Raw genomic sequence first — 17,174 nt, forward strand, 5'->3', positions numbered from 1 at the left:
CACGGAAGGACCTAGGGGTGTCGCACCTCATGCCCCGTCAGCTGCCGGACCCCGAAACGGAGTCGGACACCGACGACGCGGGGAGCGGGGAGGACACCGGGCGGGACTCCTCGGCGGTCCCCCGCCCCGGCTGGTTCGGCCGGCGACCGCGCCACCCACGGGTCGCGCGGGGCGTGAGCGTGGGGTCGTCCGTCCTCGCGGCCGTCCTGGTGGTCGGCGCGCTGCTGTTGCCGAACCGGCTCGACGGGCTCACCTTCACCACGTTCCTGCGCATCCCCGCGGAGGGGATCCTGCTGGCCGGTCTGCTCCTGGCGGTGCCGCCCCGGGGCCGGCGGATCACGGCGGTGGCCGCGGGCCTGCTGCTCGGACTGCTGACCGTCCTCAAGTGCGTCGACATGGGCTTCTACTCGGTGCTGGTCCGGCCGTTCAACCTGGTGATGGACTGGGGTCTGCTGGGCGGCGCGGCGGACTTCCTGCGGGAGTCGTTCGGCCGGACCGGCGAGCTGCTCGCCCTCACCGCCGCCGTGCTCCTCGCCGCCGCGGTCCCCCTCCTCACCACGCTCGCCCTGGTCCGGCTGACCGGTCTGATGGTCCGGTACCGCCGAGCGGCCACCCGGAGCACGCTGGTGCTGGGCACCGCGTGGATCACCTGCGTCACCCTCAACCTGCAGATCGGTGACGCGCCGATCGCCTCCAGGGTCAACACCGTCATCGTGAACAACCGGATCGAGCAGGTGCGCGCGGGCCTCGAGGATGCCCGGGTCTTCCGCGAGGAGACCGCGGTCGACGCCTTCGCCGACACACCGCGCGACCAGGTGCTGACCGGCCTGCGCGGCAAGGACGTCCTGTTCACCTTCATCGAGAGCTACGGCCGTACGGCGATCGAGGACCCGGCGATGGCGCCCCGGATCGGCACGGTCCTGAAGGAGGGCACGGCCTCCCTGAAGGCGGCGGGATTCGAGGCCCGCAGCGGCTGGCTCCGGTCACCGGTGACGGGCGCGGGCAGCTGGCTGTGCCACACGACCTTCCTGTCCGGCCTGTGGGTCAAGAACCAGCAGCGGTACCGGACCGTCACCTCCAGCGACCGGACGACCCTCACCCGGTACTTCCGCGAGACCGGCGCCTGGCGCACGGTCGGGGTCGTGCCGGGTGTGCGGTACGCCTGGCCGGAGGGCAGGTTCTTCGGCCTGGACCACATCTACGACTCCACGCACCTCGGCTACCACGGCCCCTACTTCAGCTGGACGCCCGTGCCGGACCAGTTCAGCCTGGAGGCCTTCGAACGGCTGGAGTTCGGCAGGAAGGACCGGGGACCGCTGATGGCGGAGATCATCCTCGCCTCCAGCCACAACCCCTGGGCGCCCGTCGCCCACATGCTCGACTGGAAGGACCTCGGCGACGGCTCGGTCTTCCACCGCGTCAAGAAGGAGGGCAAGGACCCGAAGGAGGTCTGGAAGAACCCGGAGAGTGTGCGCACCGAGTACCGGAACGCCATCGAGTACTCACTGCACAGCTTGATCGAGTTCGTGCGGCGCTACGGCGACAGGAACACGGTCCTGGTCTTCCTCGGCGACCACCAGCCGGTGCCGACCGTCACCGCGGGCAGCCCCCGCAAGGACGTGCCCGTCACCCTCGTCGCCCACGACCCCAAGGTGCTGGACCGGGTCTCCGGCTGGGGCTGGACTCAGGGCCTGAAGCCGGCGGCGGACGCGCCCATCTGGCCGATGAACAAGTTCCGCGACCGGTTCATGCGGGCGTACGGCCCACGGAAGGGCTGACCGTGTCCCCGTCGAGGAAGGCGAGGGTGCGGCGGACGAAGTGCTCCGGGTCGTCCAGCCACGGGTAGTGTCCGGCGCCGGGCTGGACGGTGAACTCGGCGTTCGGAAAGGCCTCGGCGGTGCGGCGGGCGAGGTCGGGGCGGGGACCGCCGTCGAGTTGGCCCGCGTAGACCTGGACCGGGGCGGTGAGGGCGGCGAGCGCGGCCCGGGTGGCGTCCGGGGTGAAGGCTCCCTCGCCGAAGTACCGGTCGGCCGCCTCGTCGTTGGTCTGCTCGTCCGCGGCCGCGTCATGGGCGCGGGCGGCCTCGTCCCAACGGCCGTAGAAGAACGGCATGAAGACCTCGTCGAAATCTCCCTCCCCCGCCAGCCACGCCTCGTACGCGGGAAACGCCTCCGCGAACCACGGCTCGTCGGCCCGCAACCGGGCCGCGGCCAGCCGGTGCTCGGGCGTCGCCCGCATCCCGAGGGCCGAGGGATTCGGGGTGATCAGCACGAGCCGCCGTATCCGGTGCGGGTAGCGGGCCGCGTAGAGCATCGCGAGGCTGCCGGCCGCCGAGTGAGCGAGCAGATCCATATGCTCCAGACCCATGTGCTCCCGCCACACCTCCACGTCGTCCACCAACCGGTCACAGCGGTACGTCGCCGGGTCGGCCGGCTCCGCGGACTCCCCGGTCCCCCGCAGATCGAGCAGGGCCAGGCGGCGGTGCGCGGTGAGCCCTCCCAGGTCACCGAGGTAGACGGAGGCCCGCATGGCCCCGCCGGGCAGGACGACGAGGGGCTCGCCCTCACCCCTGAGGTGGTAGGAGAGCCGGGTTCCGTCGGCTGCGGTGAAGGTCGGCATGCGAGTGATCATCCAGGTCGGTGCGGCTGGGCCGCAACGACTTTGCGTGCAGGGCGAAGACGCGGTGCCGTGCGGCGGCGCGTTCAGAGGGCGATGGGCCGGTAGGCCGACAGCTCGTCGACGATCCGCTCGGGCGAAGCGTCCGCCAGGTGGGCGGGCGGGTGGAAGAGCAGGTCTGCGGCCCGGGGGTGGGCGACGTTGGTTTCCAGCACCAGCAGGTAGTAGTCGGCGTCGGGATCTCCCGACGCGCATCCCGCCACGATCCGACGGACGACCTCGGTCAGTTCCTCGCGGGTGACGTCCGGGACGCGCGGCCATGCGGGCCGGGCCGCCTGGAGGGCGAACTCCGCCAGATCGCGCGCCTCGTACCAGCCGAGGAAATCCGACGGCAGGTACGCGTGCCCGGTCGCCGCGTTGAAGGCGTCGACCGCATGGCGCCCGGCCTCCCCGTCCTCGTGGAGCAGCCTCTCGATCCGCTGGATCTCCTCGCCCAGCTCCACCAGCCGCTCGGCCGGCACGGGTGGGGGCAGCAGTTCGCGTCGTAGGTCCACTGGCCCATTCTGTGCGAGGTCCCGTCGGGAAAATCCGCGCAGACCCCTTGCCTGGAGCCGGATGGGCTGAATTACTGACCCCGAGAAGATCGACCGAATGATCGGTCGTCCGGAATGTGTGGTGGGCGAGGGAGAAGTCCCGATGGCGGATGCGACGGACCTGCTGGACGCGGGCGAGAAGCTCGGGCCCGAGGAGTTGCGGGCGCTGCAGTTGGAGCGGCTGCGGGCCTCGCTGCGGCACGCCTACGAGCATGTGCCCTTCTACCGGGAGTCCTTCGACAAGGCCGGTGTCCGTCCGGAGGACTGCCGTTCACTCGCCGACCTGGCGCACTTTCCCTTCACCACCAAGGCCGACCTCCGGGAGCAGTACCCGTACGGCATGTTCGCCGTGCCCCGCGAACGGATCCGCCGCCTCCATGCCTCCAGCGGCACCACCGGACTGCCCACAGTGGTCGGCTACACCGAGAACGACCTTTCCATGTGGGCCGACATGGTGGCGCGGTCGATCCGGGCGGCGGGCGGGCGTCCCGGTGACACCGTGCATGTGGCCTACGGCTATGGGCTGTTCACCGGTGGCCTGGGCGCCCACTATGGTGCCGAACGCCTGGGCTGTACGGTCGTCCCGGCGTCCGGCGGCATGACGTCCCGCCAGATCCAGCTGATCCGGGACCTCGAACCCGGCATCATCATGGTCACCCCGTCGTACATGCTCACCCTGCTGGACGAGTTCGAGCGGCAGGGCGTGGATCCGCGCGGCACCTCGCTGCGGGTGGGCATCTTCGGCGCCGAGCCCTGGACCGAGCAGATGCGGCGCGAGATCGAGGAGCGGTTCGCGATCGACGCCGTCGACATCTACGGGCTGTCCGAGGTGATCGGTCCGGGGGTCGCCCAGGAGTGCGTCGAGACCAAGGACGGTCTCCATGTGTGGGAGGACCACTTCTATCCGGAGATCGTCGACCCGATCACGGGTGAGGTGCTGCCGGAGGGCGAGCGGGGCGAGCTGGTGTTCACCTCGCTCACCAAGGAGGCCATGCCGATCGTCCGGTACCGGACCCGGGACCTGACCCGGCTGCTGCCCGGCACCGCCCGGGTGTTCCGGCGGATGGAGAAGGTCACCGGGCGCAGCGACGACATGGTGATCCTGCGCGGGGTCAACCTGTTCCCGACCCAGATCGAGGAGATCGTGCTGCGCACCCCCGGCGTTGCCCCGCACTTCCAGCTGCGCCTCACCCGCGAGGGCCGCCTCGACGCGCTCACCGTACGCGCCGAGGCCCGCCCGGGCGCCACGCCCGAAGCGCGGGAGGCAGCGGCCCTGTCCATCGCCGCGGGCGTGAAGGACGGCATCGGCGTGTCCGTGGCCGTGGAGATCGTGGAGCCGGAGTCACTGGAGCGGTCCGTGGGCAAGATCCGCCGGATCGTGGACCTGCGGCCGCGCTAGGGCCGGTCCGGCGGATCAGGCCCCGCGACTCCGGCATGATCCGCCGGACAGGCCCTGGCGGTCACGGCACGGGGCGGCCGGCACGGCGTCGGCGCCCACAACGGCACGATCCTGACCGGTGTGGCGTCGGCACTGACGGCACGGTCTGACCGGTGCGGCGTCGGCGGTCAGGGCGCGGTCCTGGACGGTACGGCGTCCGTGGGGGCGGTCGTGTTCTCGGGTGTCGTACGGCCCCGGGTCAGGTGCCGGGCGAGGGCGATGGCCGCCGTCAGCGCCACCAGCCCCGTCACCCCGGGCCAGCCGAGCCGGCCGTAGGCCCGCACCCCGAGCCATGACCCCACGCTGCCGCCGATGAACGTGCAGGTCATGTACGCGGTGTTGATCCGCGCCCGTGCCTCGGGCCGTAGCGCGAAGTTGCGTGACTGGTTGGCGACCTGGCCGCACTGCACCGCCACGTCGAGCAGCAGCATGCCGCCCGCCAGCGCCACCAGCCCCGCCGCACCGCCCCACCCGCCCAGCGCCAGCACGCCCGCCGAGCCGGCGACCCCGAGCAGGCACCACAGGCTCACCGCGTCCGGCCCCCTGCGGTCCACCGCCCGGCCGGCGAGCGGTGTGCTGAACATGCTCGCGGCGCCGACCAGCCCCAGCACGCCCACCGCCTGGGCGCCCATGCCGTACACCGGTCCCGTGACCAGCAGGGTGAGCGCGGTCCAGGCGGCGCTGAAGCCGGCGAAGACGGCGGTCTGGTAGAGGCAGGAGCGGCGCAGATCGGGCTCCTCGCGCAGCAGGCGCACCGGGGCGGCTATCAGTTCGGGGTAGCGTCGGCGGGAGGGCGGCGTGGCGGCCGGGACCACGCGGGAGAGCACCGCCGCCAGGGCGAGGACGACCACGGCCGCGACCAGGTAGGGGGCCCGCCAGCCCAGCCAGGTGCCGAGGGTGCCGCCGAAGGTGCGGGCCAGCAGGATGCCGCCGATGAGGCCGCTGCCCACCGTGCCGGTGACGGCCCCGCGCCGCTCGGCGGGGACCAGTCCGGCGGCCATGGGCAGGATGATCTGCGGCACGACGGTGGTGACGCCGGTGACCGCGCTGGCGGCGACGAGAACCGGGAGCGTGGGGGCGGTCCCGGCGGCGAGCAGTCCGAGGGCGGTCAGGGTGAGCAGGGTGACGAGCAGGCGGCGGTGGGGCAGCCGGTCGCCCAGCGGGACGAGCAGGAAGATGCCGCCCGCGTAACCGAATTGGGCCGCGGTGACCACCAGGGCCGCCGAGCCGGCCGGGACCCCGAGGTCGGCGGCCACCAGGGAGCTGATGGCCTGCGGGAAGTAGATGGTGGAGACGCCCACTCCGCAGGCGAGGGCCAGGACGAGGATCACCCAGCGGGGCGGGTTCGGCGGTGCGGGGGACGCGGACACGCAGACACCTCACAGAGGAACCGGTTTAAGTGGTTCATCGAAGGTACCAGTCAAACCGGTTCTCCCGTAGGGTGGTTGGCGTGCCTACGACCCTCCGCTTCCGTCAGGGCTCCGGCCGCCCCTGCCTGGACTTCGTACGGACCCTGCGCCACCGGGGCACGGCCGACGCCGTGGAGGAACTGCCCGACGCCGGGACGCTGGTCGCCTGGGTACGGCAGTGCGGCCCCTGCCCCGCCGAGGCCGGTGACGCCGATGCCGCCCTGGTGCGCACGGCGCAGGAGCTGCGCGAGGCGATCCACCATCTGATCGGCGCCGCCCGAGCGGACCGGTCCCCCGGCGCCCGGGACCGCGAGCGGGTCAACCGGGCCGCCGCGCGCGCCGTTCCCGTGCCCAGCCTCGCCCCTTCGGGCCGGCTGGAGTGGCAGGCCGACGATCCCGTCCGCGCCACCCTCGCCCTCGTGGCCCGCGACGCCCTGGACCTGATCACCTCCCCGGCCCTCGACCGGGTACGCGACTGCGCCGGCCCCACCTGCGGCGCCCTCTTCCTGGACACCTCACGCCCCGGCACCCGCCGCTGGTGCTCCATGGACACCTGCGGAAACCGCGCGAAGAAGCAGGCGCTCCGCCGCAAGGCCACGGCCTAGACCCCGTCGACATCCACCTGCACATCGACGTACCTCGAAATGTCGGCGGCGAACCTATACTCCGGATGCATGACCGACACCGCCCCCTCCCCGGATCCGGAGCTGGTCAGCGCGTTGCGGGCGCTGTCCAATCCGATGCGGCTGCAGATGCTGCAGTGGCTGCGCGAGCCCGAGCGGCACTTCCCCATGGAGGCGGCTATCGCCGATCCGGCCGAGGTGGGTGTGTGCGTGAGCCACATCCAGGCGAAGGCGGGACTGGCCCAGTCCACCGTGTCGGCCTACATGGCCGAACTCCAGCGCGCCGGGCTGGTGCGGGCGACCCGTGTGGGCAAGTGGACCCACTACAAGCGGGACGAGCAGCGCATCGCCCACCTCGTGGCGGAACTGGGCCAGACGCTCTAGCCGGCCACCCCTCCCCCCCACCCGCGATCTCCCCTTGCACTTCATATCGAGATTCTGCGATATTTCGATTCAGCGAGTGATCCGATGTGATCCGATCCATGAGGGAGCGCACGATGACCGGCGACACGCGTCTGGGGCTCGGCACGTTCGGGATCTACACCTTCGACTTCGAGCACCAACCGGCCGCACTGATCCGGGACTCGGTCCAGGAGCTGGAGGAACTGGGCTGGCGAGCGCTGTGGATCCCCGAGGCACTCGGGCGGGACGCGTTCAGCCACGCCGGCTATCTGCTCTCCTGCACCGAGCGGCTGAGTGTCGTCAACGGCATCGCCCGGATCTGGTCACGCGAGGCGCAATGGACGTACGGCGCCGCTGTGCTGCTCGCGGACGCCTACCCGGACCGGTACGTCCTCGGCCTCGGCTTCGGCGGTCAGCCGCGGCCGGGGATCAAGCCGCTCGCCGCCATGTCCGCGTACCTGGACGAGCTGGACACCCTGGAGACGGCGACACCCAACCCCCTTCCCAAGGCCCCGATCCGGCGCCTGCTGGCCGCGTACGGCCCCCGGATGCTGGAGCTGGCCCGCGAGCGTGCCGACGGGGCCCAGACCTACCACGTGAACACGGCCCACACCGCGCAGGCGAGGGAGATCCTCGGCCCGGACGCCTTCCTGGCCGTCGAACACGCGGTGCTCTTCGAGAGCGACCCCGGCCGGGCCCGGGCACTCGCCCGTAAACACCTGCACGTCTACCTCAACACCCCGTACAACCTGGCGAAGTTCCGCAGGCTCGGCTACACGGACGACGACTTCTCCGCCGGCGGCAGCGACCGCCTCGTGGACGACCTGGTGTTCTGGGGCGATCCGGACACCGTGGTACGGAAGCTGCGGGGCCACACCGAGGCGGGCGCCGACCATGTGACCGTGCAGGTGATCGGCGTCGAGCCGGGCGGTTCGGCACTGCCGCAGTGGCGGCTGCTCGCCGAGGCCCTGCTGCCCGGCCCCACACCCGGGTCCGGTCGGACGCGTACGGCATCATGACGGAAACGCCCGGGGCCCGGCCCCACGCCAGTGAAGGGTTCGCCCCGTGAGCAACATCCAGCCCCCCGAAGGATCCGACGGGGGATCGGAGGAGCAGTCCTCCATATCCGACGAGCAGTGGGCGGCGTTCCTGCGGGACGCCGCCGAGGGCGATGGCGCCGCCGCGCCGAAGGAGCCGTCGGCGCGGGCCAGGATGGTGGACCGGCGGTTCCGGAACGTACTCAAGGCAGAGCGGAAGGGCCGGAGCTCGAAGGGGCGTGCGTTCCGCGACAGGGCGGGTGCGGTGATCCCGTGGACGGCCGTGGCGGCCATCGTGCTCGTAGGCGCCTACCAGCAGGGCCTGTTGTCGTGGGACAAGCCGCCTGCGTCGGGGCCGGCCAAGGCCGTCGCACTGCCGGGAGGCGGGACCTCCGACGGCGACCGGTGCGGAACCAAGGGCTACCACCACTTCCCGCTCCCCGCAGCCGCCTCCTCACCCGCACCCCAGGCCACCCCACGCCCCGGCCCGCAGCTCGACCTCGGCTCCTACGGCTATTCACAGTCCGGCCGCGACGGCGGCACCTTCCACATCGGGCTGCTCTTCGCTCAAGGCCCGAAGGGATCCCTGAAGGTGTCCCGGACTCTGGGCGGGGAGGGAGTCGCCGTGGAGATCGAGGGCCCGGACGGACTGGTCGCCGGCGCACACGGCCTCCCTGTCACCTGGGACTCCCCCAGGAAGACCGGCCGCGAGGACAAGACTCACATCGACCTGACCGGCGGTGGCGGCGGCGAGATCACGCTGCCGGCGCGGGCCCTGTGCCCCGGCTACGACGCCAACGCGGTGTGGAAGGGGCTCCAGCCGCCGATCGACTCCTCGAACACCATGACCGGGCAGCCGGCCTACACCCTGACCGTGTCCGTCCGCGATCCGGGCATCGGAGAACTGCGGAAGTCGATCGGCGTTCCGGTCGGCGGCAACCTGCTCAGCGCCAACAACCTTGTGCCCGACGGCCCCTAGCCGCTGAACCGGTCCCGCAACTCCCGCTTGAGGATCTTCCCGCTGGCGTTGCGCGGCAGTTCGTCCACGAACAGCACCCGCTTGGGCGCCTTGAAGGGGGCGAGCTTCTCCCGTACGTGGGTGATGAGTTGCTCCTCCGTCACCTCGGCGCGCGGGACGACGATCGCCGTGACGGCTTCGATCCACCGCTCGTCGGGCAGGCCGATCACGGCGGCCTCGGCGACGGACTCGTGGGTGTAGAGGGCGTCCTCGACCTGGCGTGAAGCCACCAGCACGCCACCGGAGTTGATGACGTCCTTCACCCGGTCGACGATGGTGAAGTAGCCGTCCGGGTCGCGTACCGCGAGGTCGCCGGAGTGGAACCAGCCGTCCCGGAAGGCCTCGGCGGTCTCCTCGGGCTTGTCCCAGTAGCCCTCGCACAACTGCGGCGAGCGGTAGACGATTTCGCCGGGCGTGCCGTCGGGCACGTCCTCGCCCTTGTCGTCCACGACACGCGCGTCCACGAACAGGACGGTCCGGCCGCAGGAGTCCAGTCGGCCCTCGTGCTCGTCGGGCCCCAGCACCGTGGCCAGGGGGCCGATCTCGCTCTGTCCGAAGCAGTTGAAGAAGGCCAGCCCGGGCAGGTGTTCGCGCAGCCGCTGGAGCACCGGTACGGGCATGATCGACGCGCCGTAGTAGGCCTTGCGCAGGCCGCCGAGGTCGCGGGTGGCGAAGTCGGGCCGGTTGGCGAGGCCGATCCACACCGTGGGAGGTGCGAACAGGCTGTCCACGCGGCCCGCCTCGATCAGGTCGAAGAGGCGGTCACCGTCGGGTGCGTCCAGGATGATGCTGGTCGCGCCGACCGCCAGGTACGGCAGCAGGAACACGTGCATCTGCGCCGAGTGGTAGAGCGGCAGCGCGTGCACGGGCCGGTCGCCGGCGCTCAGGTCGAGGGCGGTGATCGCGCTCAGGTACTCGTGGACCAGCGCCCGGTGGGTCATCATCGCGCCCTTGGGCAGCGCGGTGGTGCCGGAGGTGTAGAGCAACTGCACCAGGTCTTCGGTGCGTGGTTCGGGCCCGTCGTACGGGGGTGCCTCGGCCAGCCGGGCGAGGAAGGAGTCGTCCGCGTTCCGCAGGGGCAACACCCGTACGTTCTCCGGCAGTTGACCGGCGAGGCCCGGGTCGGCGAGCACCAGTGTGCTGCCCGACTGGCCGACGATGTACTCCAGGTCGGCACCGGTCAGGTTCTGGTTGACCGGCACATGGACCAGGCCCGCGCGGGCGCAGGCGAGGAAGGCGATCAGGTAGGCGTCGGAGTTGTGGCCGTAGGCGCCCACCCGGTCGCCGGGGGCGAGCCCCTCGGCGCGGAGGAGGCCCGCCGCACGGGAGACGGCGGCGTCGAGTTCCTCGTATGTCCAGCTGCGTTCGCCGTACTCCAACGCCACCCGCGCCGGGGTGCGTCGGGCACTGCGTCGCAGCACCCCGTCGACCGTGCTGCCGTGTCCCTGCGTCATGACAGCCGATCCTCGGCCCGGCGCACGTGCAGGTCAAGAACCTCACACCAACCGCGTGCGGCCTTCCCAGTACGGGTCCCTGAGCCGCCGCTTGTAGAGCTTGCCGTTGGGGTCGCGGGGCATCTCGGCGATGAAGTCGACGCTCTTGGGCCGCTTGTAGCCGGCGAGCCGCTCCGCGCAGTGGTCGAGGAGCGCTGCGGCGAGGGCCGGGCCCGGCTCATGGCCGGGGGCGGGTTCCACGACGGCCTTGACCTCCTCGCCCCAGTCGTCGTGCGGGATGCCGAAGGCGGCGGCGTCGGCGACGGCCGGATGGGCGAGCAGCGCGGACTCGATCTCGGCCGGATAGATGTTGACCCCGCCGGAGATGATCATGTCGATCTTGCGGTCGCGGAGGAAGAGGTAGCCGTCCTCGTCCAGGTAGCCGAGGTCGCCGACGGTGAAGTAGTCGCCGATGCGGTTCTTGCGGGTCTTGTCCTCGTCCTTGTGGTACGAGAACCCGCCGGTGCTCATCTTCATGTAGACGGTGCCCAGTTGGCCGGGTGGGAGCCGGTTGCCGTCGTCGTCGAAGACGGCGAGTTCGCTGATGGGCCAGGCCCTGCCGACCGTGCCGGGCTTCTTCAGCCAGTCCTCGGCGGTGGCGAAGGCTCCGCCGCCCTCGCTGGCCGCGTAGTACTCCTCCACACAGGTGCCCCACCAGTCGATCATGGCTCGCTTCACATGGTCCGGGCAGGGGGCGGCGCCGTGGATGGCGTGCCGCATGGACGAGACGTCGTACCGGTCCTTCACCTCGTCCGGGAGCGCCAGGAGGCGGTGGAACTGGGTGGGGACCATATGGGTGTGGGTGCACCGGTGGGTGTCGATGAGGCGAAGCATCTCCTCCGGGGTCCACTTGTCCATCAGCACCAGGCGGTGGCCGATGTGCAGGGACGCGCCCGCGAACTGCAGGACGGCCGTGTGGTAGAGCGGCGAGCAGACGAGGTGGACGTTGTCGTCGAAGGGCCTGATGCCGAAGATGCCGAGGAAGCCGCCGAGGTAGGCCTCCTCGGGGGGCTTGCCGGGCAGCGGGCGACGGATGCCTCGGGGGCGTCCGGTCGTACCGGAGGTGTAGTTCATGACCCAGCCGAGCGTGCGGTCGGCGGGCGCCGACTCGGGCTGTCCGGCGAGGAGTTCGGCGTAGGGCCGGAAGCCCTCGACCTCGCCGACCGCGTAGCGGTGGGTGGCCGGCAGGCCGGCCTCGTCGGCGGCGTGGCGGGCCGGTGCGGCGAAGCGCTGGTGGGCGATGAGCACCTTGGCCCCGGAGTCGGCGACGATCCAGGCGATCTCGGGGCCGACCAGGTGGTGGTTGACCGGGACCAGGTAGAACCCGGCCTGGGTCGCGGCCAGGTGGGCGGTGAAGAACTCGACACCGTTGGGCAGGACGACGGCGAAGGCGTCGCCGCGCCGAAGCCCTGCGGCACGCAGGCCGTGGACGAGCCGGTTGGCCGCGGCGTGCAGGCGTCCGGCGGTCCACTGCTCGCCGTCGGGGGCGATCAGGACCGTGCGGTCGGGGTCCTGGGCCGCCTGGGCCCAGAAACCGGCGGGGGGTGTGCTCACGACTGGCCGCTCCTTCCGGCGATGCGGTTGATGCGGTCGACGGCCTGCTCGAAGCCGCGGGTGAGGTCGTCGAAGACGGCCTGGACGCTGCGCTCGCTGGTCATCCGGCCGACGATCTGACCGACCGGGGTGCCGAGCAGCGGCTCGACCTCGTACTTCTGGATCCGGGAGACCGCCTCGGCGACCAGCAGGCCCTGCAGGGGCATGGGCAGGGTGCCGGGCCCGGCCTGGTCGTCCCAGGCGTCGGTCCACTCGGTGCGCAGCTGACGGGCGGGCTTCCCGGTCAGGGCGCGGGAGCGGACGGTGTCGCCGGATCCGGCGGCGAGAAGCTTGCGGGTCAGGGCGGTCGAGTGGAGGTCCGCTTCTGTGGTGGTCAGCCATATGGAGCCCAGCCACACACCCTGGGCGCCGAGGGTAAGGGCGGCCGCCACCTGCTGTCCGCTGCCGATGCCCCCTGCGGCCAGCACGGGCAGCGGATCGACCGCCTCGACCACCTCGGGGGTCAGCACCATGGAGGCGATCTCTCCGGTGTGGCCGCCGGCCTCGTAGCCCTGGGCCACGACGATGTCGATGCCGGCCTCCTGGTGCTTGCGGGCGTGCCGGGCGCTGCCCGCGAGTGCGGCGACCAGGACGCTGCGGTCGTGGGCGCGGGCGACGACGTCGGCGGGTGGGGAGCCGAGGGCGTTGGCGAGCAGTCTGATCGGGTAGTCGAAGGCGACGTCGAGCTGGGTGCGGGCGACCTGCTCCATCCACCCGGTGATGCGCCACCCGGACGCCTCGCCCTCGGCCAGCTCCGGCACCCCGTGCTTGGCGAGGGTGTCCCGCACGAACTGCCGGTGCCCCTCGGGGATCATCGCCTCGACGTCCGCCTCACTGACGCCCTCCACCTTCTTCGCGGGCATCACCACGTCCAGCCCGTAGGGCCTGCCCTCGACATGCGCCTCGATCCAGTCGAGGTCCCGTTTGAGGTCGCCGGGGGCGGTGTAGCGGACCGCGCCGAGCACGCCGAAACCGCCGGCCCGACTGATGGCCGCGGCGACGGCGGGGAACGGCGTGAAGCCGAAGACGGCGTGCTCGACTCCGAGTTTCCTGCTCAGCTCCGTCTGCATGGGCGCAGGATGCCGCAGTAGCCCGGACGACGGAAGAGCTTTTCTGATGCTCCGTCAGATAGCGAGGCAGATTTTGCCCCGCCGCACTCTTGTTCACCCCGGGGGACGCGCACGCCTCATTGACACGCCTCGCGCCCGACAGGACAGTTTCACGATGACCGATGAGGTGGCCACCAGACTCACCCGCCGTCAACTGGGCGCCCTGACCTTCGCCGGCGCCCTCGCCCTCGCCCCCTTCCCGGCGGGCCCGGCCGAGGCCACGCCCGCCTCCGGCCACCGCACCCTGCGGTACGGCTCCCCGGAACAGGCCGGACTCCTGGCCCCGCATCTGCGCCGACTCGTCACCGACGCGGAGACGTTTCTCGGCCCCTCCCCCCAACACCCCTGGTACGCGGGCGCCGTCCTGCTCGCCGGACGCGGGGCAACCGTGGCGCTGCACCAGCCGATCGGCATGGCGGTGCGCTATGCGGGATACGACGACAGGACCGACACCGGGATCGAGTTCCCGGCCGACCAGCAGATCCCGATGTCCGAGGACACCGTGTTCGACCTCGCCTCGGTCTCCAAGCTCTTCACCTCACTGCTGGCCGTACAGCAGCTGGAGCGCGGGGCCCTGGACCTGGAGGCGACCGTCGCCTCGTACCTCCCGGACTTCGGTCAGGCCGGCAAGCAGGACATCACGATCCGTCAACTTCTTACCCACACCTCGGGTTTCCGCGCCTGGATCCCCCTCTACAACGCGCCGACGTACGAGGAGAAGCTCCGCCTCATCTGGAACGAGGCACCGCTCAACCCGCCCGGCACGGCCTACCTCTACTCGGACCTCAACCTGATCTCCCTCCAGCTCGTCCTGGAGAAGGTCACCGGCCGCACCCTCGACGTCCTGCTGCACAAGGAGATCACCGCCCCGCTGGGCCTCGCCCGCACCCGCTACAACCCGCCCGCGTCCTGGAAGCCCAGGATCGCCGCCACCGAGGTCGCCCGCCCGCCCTGGTCGGGGCTGAACCGCGGGCTGGTGTGGGGCGAGGTGCACGACGAGAACGCGTACAGCCTCGGCGGGGTCGCGGGCCACGCGGGGTGTTCTCCTGCGCCTGGGACCTCGCCGTACTCGGCCGCACGCTGCTCAACCGCGGCGCCTACGGCCGTACGCGCATCCTGGAGCCGGAGTCGGTGGACCTGATGTTCACGAACCTCAACACCGCCTTCCCCGGCCACGACCACGGTCTCGGCTTCGAGCTGTACCAGCACTGGTACATGGGCGCGACGGCCACCCCGCACACCGCGGGCCACACCGGCTTCACCGGTACCTCGCTCGTGCTGGATCCGACGACCGACTCCTTCCTCGTGGTGCTGGGCAACTCCGTTCATCCGGTTCGCACTTGGCGGTCGGGGTCCGCGCCCCGGGTCGCCGCGGGCACCCATCTGGCCCGTGCGGTACCGGTCCGCCCGGCGCGCGGCCGTACCGCCTGGTTCTCCGGCACGGCGAGCGCCACGACGGCGACGCTCACCCTGCCCGCGATCGACACCTCGCCCGGTGACGCACGGCTGCGCTGCGCCCTGTGGTGGGACACCGAGCCCACCTCGGACGTCCTCGTCCTGGAGGCCACCACGGACGGGGGCACCACCTGGCAGCCGGTGCCGTTCACCACCACGCGCCACGGCGAGGAACCGCAGGAGCACCCGGCGGGCTCGGTGACCGGCTGGTCCGGCCGCGTCTGGCACCGGCTGACCGCCGAGCTGCCGGCCGCCCGGCAGCTCACCGTGCGCTGGCGGTACGGCACGGACCGGCTGTACGTCGGCCGCGGCGCCTACGTGGACGCGTCGCGTGTCGAGGCCGACGGCGAGGTCGTCTTCGACGAGGCGCGGCCGGCCGACGCGGCACGCATCCAGGCGGTGGGGTGGGCGGCCTCGGCCGACTAGAGGCGACCACAGGGAGGAACGCGTAGGGTACGTGGCTCACGTGACGTATGTCGTGAAAGGCGGACGCGCTGGACACGGTCAAGGTGGAGATCGAGGAGATGGCCGAGGGACTGGTACAGGTCGCCCGGCCCGGCCAGGGTCGTGGCGCGGGCGTCCCGGTCCTGAACGAGATGCTGGCCGGCGGGCTCTCCTTGTCCGCGGAAGCCGACGTGGTCATCTCCCGCGCGACCGGTCAGGCCAATTTCAAGGTCACGCTCACCTGGCACCGCCCCGGGTCGCCGGACGGGGCGGCCGCAGCCGCCGCTCCGCTGAGCGGCGACGCCACGGCCCCCTGACCGCTGGCACTCGACGTGTCAGCCCCGCTCCAGCACCGCCATCGCCGCGTTGTGCCCCGGCACCCCGCTCACCCCTCCCCCGCGTACCGCGCCCGCGCCGCACAGCAGGACGTTGGGGTGCCGGGTCTCCACGCCCCAGCGGCCGGTGTCCTCCTGGGCGTACGGCCAGGACAGGGCGCGGTGGAAGATGTTGCCGCCGGGCAGGCGCAGGTCGCGTTCGAGGTCCAGCGGGGTCTTCGCCTCGATGCAGGGGCGGCCGTCGGCGTCCGTGGCCAGGCAGTCGGTGAGGGGTTCGGCGAGGTGGGCGTCGAGCTGGGCGAGGGTGGACTTCAGCAGTTCCTCGCGTACGGCGTCGTTGTCCCCGGCGAAGAGCCGGGCGGGGGTGTGCAGGCCGAAGAGGGTCAGGGTCTGGTAGCCGCGCTCGGCGAGGTCGGGGCCGAGGATGGTGGGGTCGGTCAGGGAGTGGCAGTAGATCTCCGAGGGCGGAGTGGCGGGGAGTTCACCGGCGGCGGCCTGGGCGTGGGCGGTGGCCAGTTGCTCGTAGCCCTCGGCGATGTGGAAGGTGCCGGCGAAGGCCTCGCGGGGGTCCACTGAGGAGTCGCGGAGCCTGGGGAGCCGCGTGAGCAGCATGTTGACCTTGAGCTGGGCTCCCTCGGCGGGCTCGGGCGCTGGGTCCCCGGTCAGGGCGGCCAGTTCCTGCGGGGAGGCGTTGACCAGCACGTGCCGGGCGGCGGCGACGCCCTCGCCTTCGGCCGTGCGGTAGGTGACCTCGGCGGTGTGTCCGTCGGTGTCGATGCGGACCGCCTCGTGTCCGGTCACGAGGACCGCGCCGGCCTCCCGCGCGGCGGTGGCCAGGGCGTCGGTGAGGGCGCCCATGCCGCCGACGGGCACGTCCCAGGCGCCGGTGCCGCCGCCGATGACGTGGTAGAGGAAGCAGCGGTTCTGGGCCAGGGAGGTGTCGTGGGCGTCGGCGAAGGTGCCGATCAGCGCGTCGGTGAGGACGACGCCCCGGACCAGGTCGTCGCTGAAGTTCTCCTCGACGGCGACACCGATCGGCTCCTCGAACAGGGCGCGCCAGGCGGTGTCGTCGTCGATGCGGCGCCGGAGTTCGTCGCGGGTGGGCAGGGGCTCGGTGAGAGTCGGGAAGACGCGCTGGGCGACCTGGGCGGTCATGCCGTAGAAGCGCTGCCAGGCGTCGTACTCGCGCTCGCCGCCGGTCAGCCGGGCGAAGGCCTCCCGGGTGCGCTGTTCCCCGCCGCCGACGAGGAGTCCGGTGGGCCGGCCGCCGCGGTCCACGGGGGTGTACGAGGAGATGGTGCGCCCTCGGACGTGGAAGTCGAGGCCGAGGTCGCGCACGATCTTCTCCGGCAGCAGGCTGACCAGGTAGGAGTAACGGGACAGGCGGGCGTCCACCCCGGCGAACGGGCGGGTGGAGACGGCGGCGCCGCCGGTGTGGCCGAGCCGTTCCAGCAGCAGCACGGAGCGGCCGGCCCGGGCCAGGTAGGCGGCGGCGACCAGGCCGTTGTGGCCGCCGCCGACGATGACGGTGTCGTAGGTCCGGGTTCCCTCGTTGGCAGGCATGGTTCTTCGTAACACGTGATGATCTACGGCGGCCAGAGGCATGCCG

The 17,174-nt window shown here is 71.8% G+C and carries 14 protein-coding genes and 1 pseudogene; 8 read left to right on the forward strand and 7 right to left on the reverse strand.

Features of this window, described 5'->3' with window-relative positions; all coding sequences use genetic code 11:
• The first annotated feature begins 29 nt into the window (after positions 1-29).
• Entirely contained in the window at positions 30-1,778 is a 1,749-nt protein-coding gene (locus BEK98_RS26470; protein WP_094219432.1) for an alkaline phosphatase family protein, read from the forward strand.
• Here BEK98_RS26470 and BEK98_RS26475 read toward each other — a convergent pair.
• Positions 1,747-2,619, reverse strand: coding sequence for an alpha/beta fold hydrolase (locus BEK98_RS26475; protein WP_208643232.1), 873 nt, complete (start codon positions 2,617-2,619; stop codon positions 1,747-1,749). The genes BEK98_RS26470 and BEK98_RS26475 overlap by 32 nt on opposite strands.
• An 83-nt stretch (positions 2,620-2,702) precedes the next feature.
• Positions 2,703-3,170 (reverse strand): bacteriocin immunity protein, encoded by a 468-nt coding sequence (locus BEK98_RS26480; RefSeq protein WP_094219180.1) that lies wholly within the window; start codon positions 3,168-3,170, stop codon positions 2,703-2,705.
• Between the two features lie 142 nt (positions 3,171-3,312).
• Here BEK98_RS26480 and paaK point away from each other — a divergent pair, with 142 nt between their 5' ends.
• Complete coding sequence (gene paaK / locus BEK98_RS26485) at positions 3,313-4,608, forward strand: phenylacetate--CoA ligase PaaK (RefSeq protein ID WP_094219181.1); 1,296 nt, start codon at positions 3,313-3,315, stop codon at positions 4,606-4,608.
• A 167-nt stretch (positions 4,609-4,775) separates the two neighbouring features.
• On the opposite strand, the gene BEK98_RS26490 is transcribed toward paaK, so the two are convergent.
• Positions 4,776-6,017: an MFS transporter gene (locus BEK98_RS26490; protein WP_244201990.1), complete on the reverse strand. Its 1,242-nt coding sequence runs from the start codon at positions 6,015-6,017 to the stop codon at positions 4,776-4,778.
• An 80-nt stretch (positions 6,018-6,097) separates the two neighbouring features.
• On the opposite strand from BEK98_RS26490, the gene BEK98_RS26495 reads away from it, so the two are divergent.
• The 4 genes from BEK98_RS26495 to BEK98_RS26510 all read left to right on the forward strand — a co-directional run bounded on the left by BEK98_RS26495 (position 6,098) and on the right by BEK98_RS26510 (position 9,097).
• Entirely contained in the window at positions 6,098-6,661 is a 564-nt protein-coding gene (locus BEK98_RS26495; protein ID WP_094219182.1) for a CGNR zinc finger domain-containing protein, read from the forward strand.
• Positions 6,662-6,730: 69 nt separating this feature from the next.
• Positions 6,731-7,063, forward strand: a complete 333-nt coding sequence (locus tag BEK98_RS26500) for an ArsR/SmtB family transcription factor (RefSeq protein ID WP_094219183.1) — start codon at positions 6,731-6,733, stop codon at positions 7,061-7,063.
• Between the two features lie 113 nt (positions 7,064-7,176).
• The gene (locus BEK98_RS26505; protein WP_094219184.1) at positions 7,177-8,100 is read left to right on the forward strand and encodes a TIGR03620 family F420-dependent LLM class oxidoreductase; all 924 of its coding nucleotides are present in this window, start codon (positions 7,177-7,179) and stop codon (positions 8,098-8,100) included.
• Between the two features lie 46 nt (positions 8,101-8,146).
• Entirely contained in the window at positions 8,147-9,097 is a 951-nt protein-coding gene (locus BEK98_RS26510) for a hypothetical protein (protein WP_244201991.1), read from the forward strand.
• On the opposite strand, the gene BEK98_RS26515 is transcribed toward BEK98_RS26510, so the two are convergent.
• From BEK98_RS26515 to BEK98_RS26525, 3 genes are read right to left on the reverse strand one after another with little or no spacing between them, the layout of a single operon-like run.
• Positions 9,094-10,590 carry an acyl-CoA synthetase gene (locus tag BEK98_RS26515; RefSeq protein WP_094219185.1) on the reverse strand — a complete coding sequence of 499 codons (1,497 nt, stop codon included), beginning with the start codon at positions 10,588-10,590 and terminating at the stop codon, positions 9,094-9,096. The two genes, BEK98_RS26510 and BEK98_RS26515, sit on opposite strands and share 4 nt — an antisense overlap.
• A 42-nt stretch (positions 10,591-10,632) precedes the next feature.
• The gene (locus BEK98_RS26520; protein ID WP_094219186.1) at positions 10,633-12,183 is read right to left on the reverse strand and encodes an acyl-CoA synthetase; all 1,551 of its coding nucleotides are present in this window, start codon (positions 12,181-12,183) and stop codon (positions 10,633-10,635) included.
• A complete protein-coding gene (locus BEK98_RS26525) occupies positions 12,180-13,292 on the reverse strand; it encodes an NAD(P)H-dependent flavin oxidoreductase (protein ID WP_094219187.1) in 1,113 nt (370 codons plus the stop codon). Before BEK98_RS26525 ends, BEK98_RS26520 begins: the two co-directional genes overlap by 4 nt.
• Positions 13,293-13,446: 154 nt before the next feature.
• Here BEK98_RS26525 and BEK98_RS51145 point away from each other — a divergent pair.
• Positions 13,447-15,212, forward strand: a pseudogene (locus BEK98_RS51145) (serine hydrolase domain-containing protein).
• A gap of 98 nt (positions 15,213-15,310) precedes the next feature.
• Positions 15,311-15,547: a CU044_2847 family protein gene (locus tag BEK98_RS26535; RefSeq protein WP_244201992.1), complete on the forward strand. Its 237-nt coding sequence runs from the start codon at positions 15,311-15,313 to the stop codon at positions 15,545-15,547.
• Positions 15,548-15,565: 18 nt separating this feature from the next.
• On the opposite strand, the gene BEK98_RS26540 is transcribed toward BEK98_RS26535, so the two are convergent.
• Positions 15,566-17,128 carry a phytoene desaturase family protein gene (locus BEK98_RS26540; protein WP_094219189.1) on the reverse strand — a complete coding sequence of 521 codons (1,563 nt, stop codon included), beginning with the start codon at positions 17,126-17,128 and terminating at the stop codon, positions 15,566-15,568.
• Positions 17,129-17,174 lie beyond the last annotated feature (46 nt).

This window comes from Streptomyces diastatochromogenes (genome assembly GCF_002242805.1).
GTDB lineage: Bacteria > Actinomycetota > Actinomycetes > Streptomycetales > Streptomycetaceae > Streptomyces > Streptomyces diastatochromogenes.

Bases quoted from the DNA above. Each gene is read 5' to 3' on its own strand.
- BEK98_RS26470 (WP_094219432.1), top strand. From the start codon at position 30: ATGCCCCGTCAGCTGCCGGACCCCGAAACGGAGTCGGACACCGACGAC.
- BEK98_RS26475 (WP_208643232.1), bottom strand. From the start codon at position 2,619: ATGCCGACCTTCACCGCAGCCGACGGAACCCGGCTCTCCTACCACCTC.
- paaK (WP_094219181.1), top strand. From the start codon at position 3,313: ATGGCGGATGCGACGGACCTGCTGGACGCGGGCGAGAAGCTCGGGCCC.
- BEK98_RS26500 (WP_094219183.1), top strand. From the start codon at position 6,731: ATGACCGACACCGCCCCCTCCCCGGATCCGGAGCTGGTCAGCGCGTTG.
- BEK98_RS26505 (WP_094219184.1), top strand. From the start codon at position 7,177: ATGACCGGCGACACGCGTCTGGGGCTCGGCACGTTCGGGATCTACACC.
- BEK98_RS26515 (WP_094219185.1), bottom strand. From the start codon at position 10,590: ATGACGCAGGGACACGGCAGCACGGTCGACGGGGTGCTGCGACGCAGT.
- BEK98_RS26525 (WP_094219187.1), bottom strand. From the start codon at position 13,292: ATGCAGACGGAGCTGAGCAGGAAACTCGGAGTCGAGCACGCCGTCTTC.
- BEK98_RS26535 (WP_244201992.1), top strand. From the start codon at position 15,311: ATGGCCGAGGGACTGGTACAGGTCGCCCGGCCCGGCCAGGGTCGTGGC.
- BEK98_RS26540 (WP_094219189.1), bottom strand. From the start codon at position 17,128: ATGCCTGCCAACGAGGGAACCCGGACCTACGACACCGTCATCGTCGGC.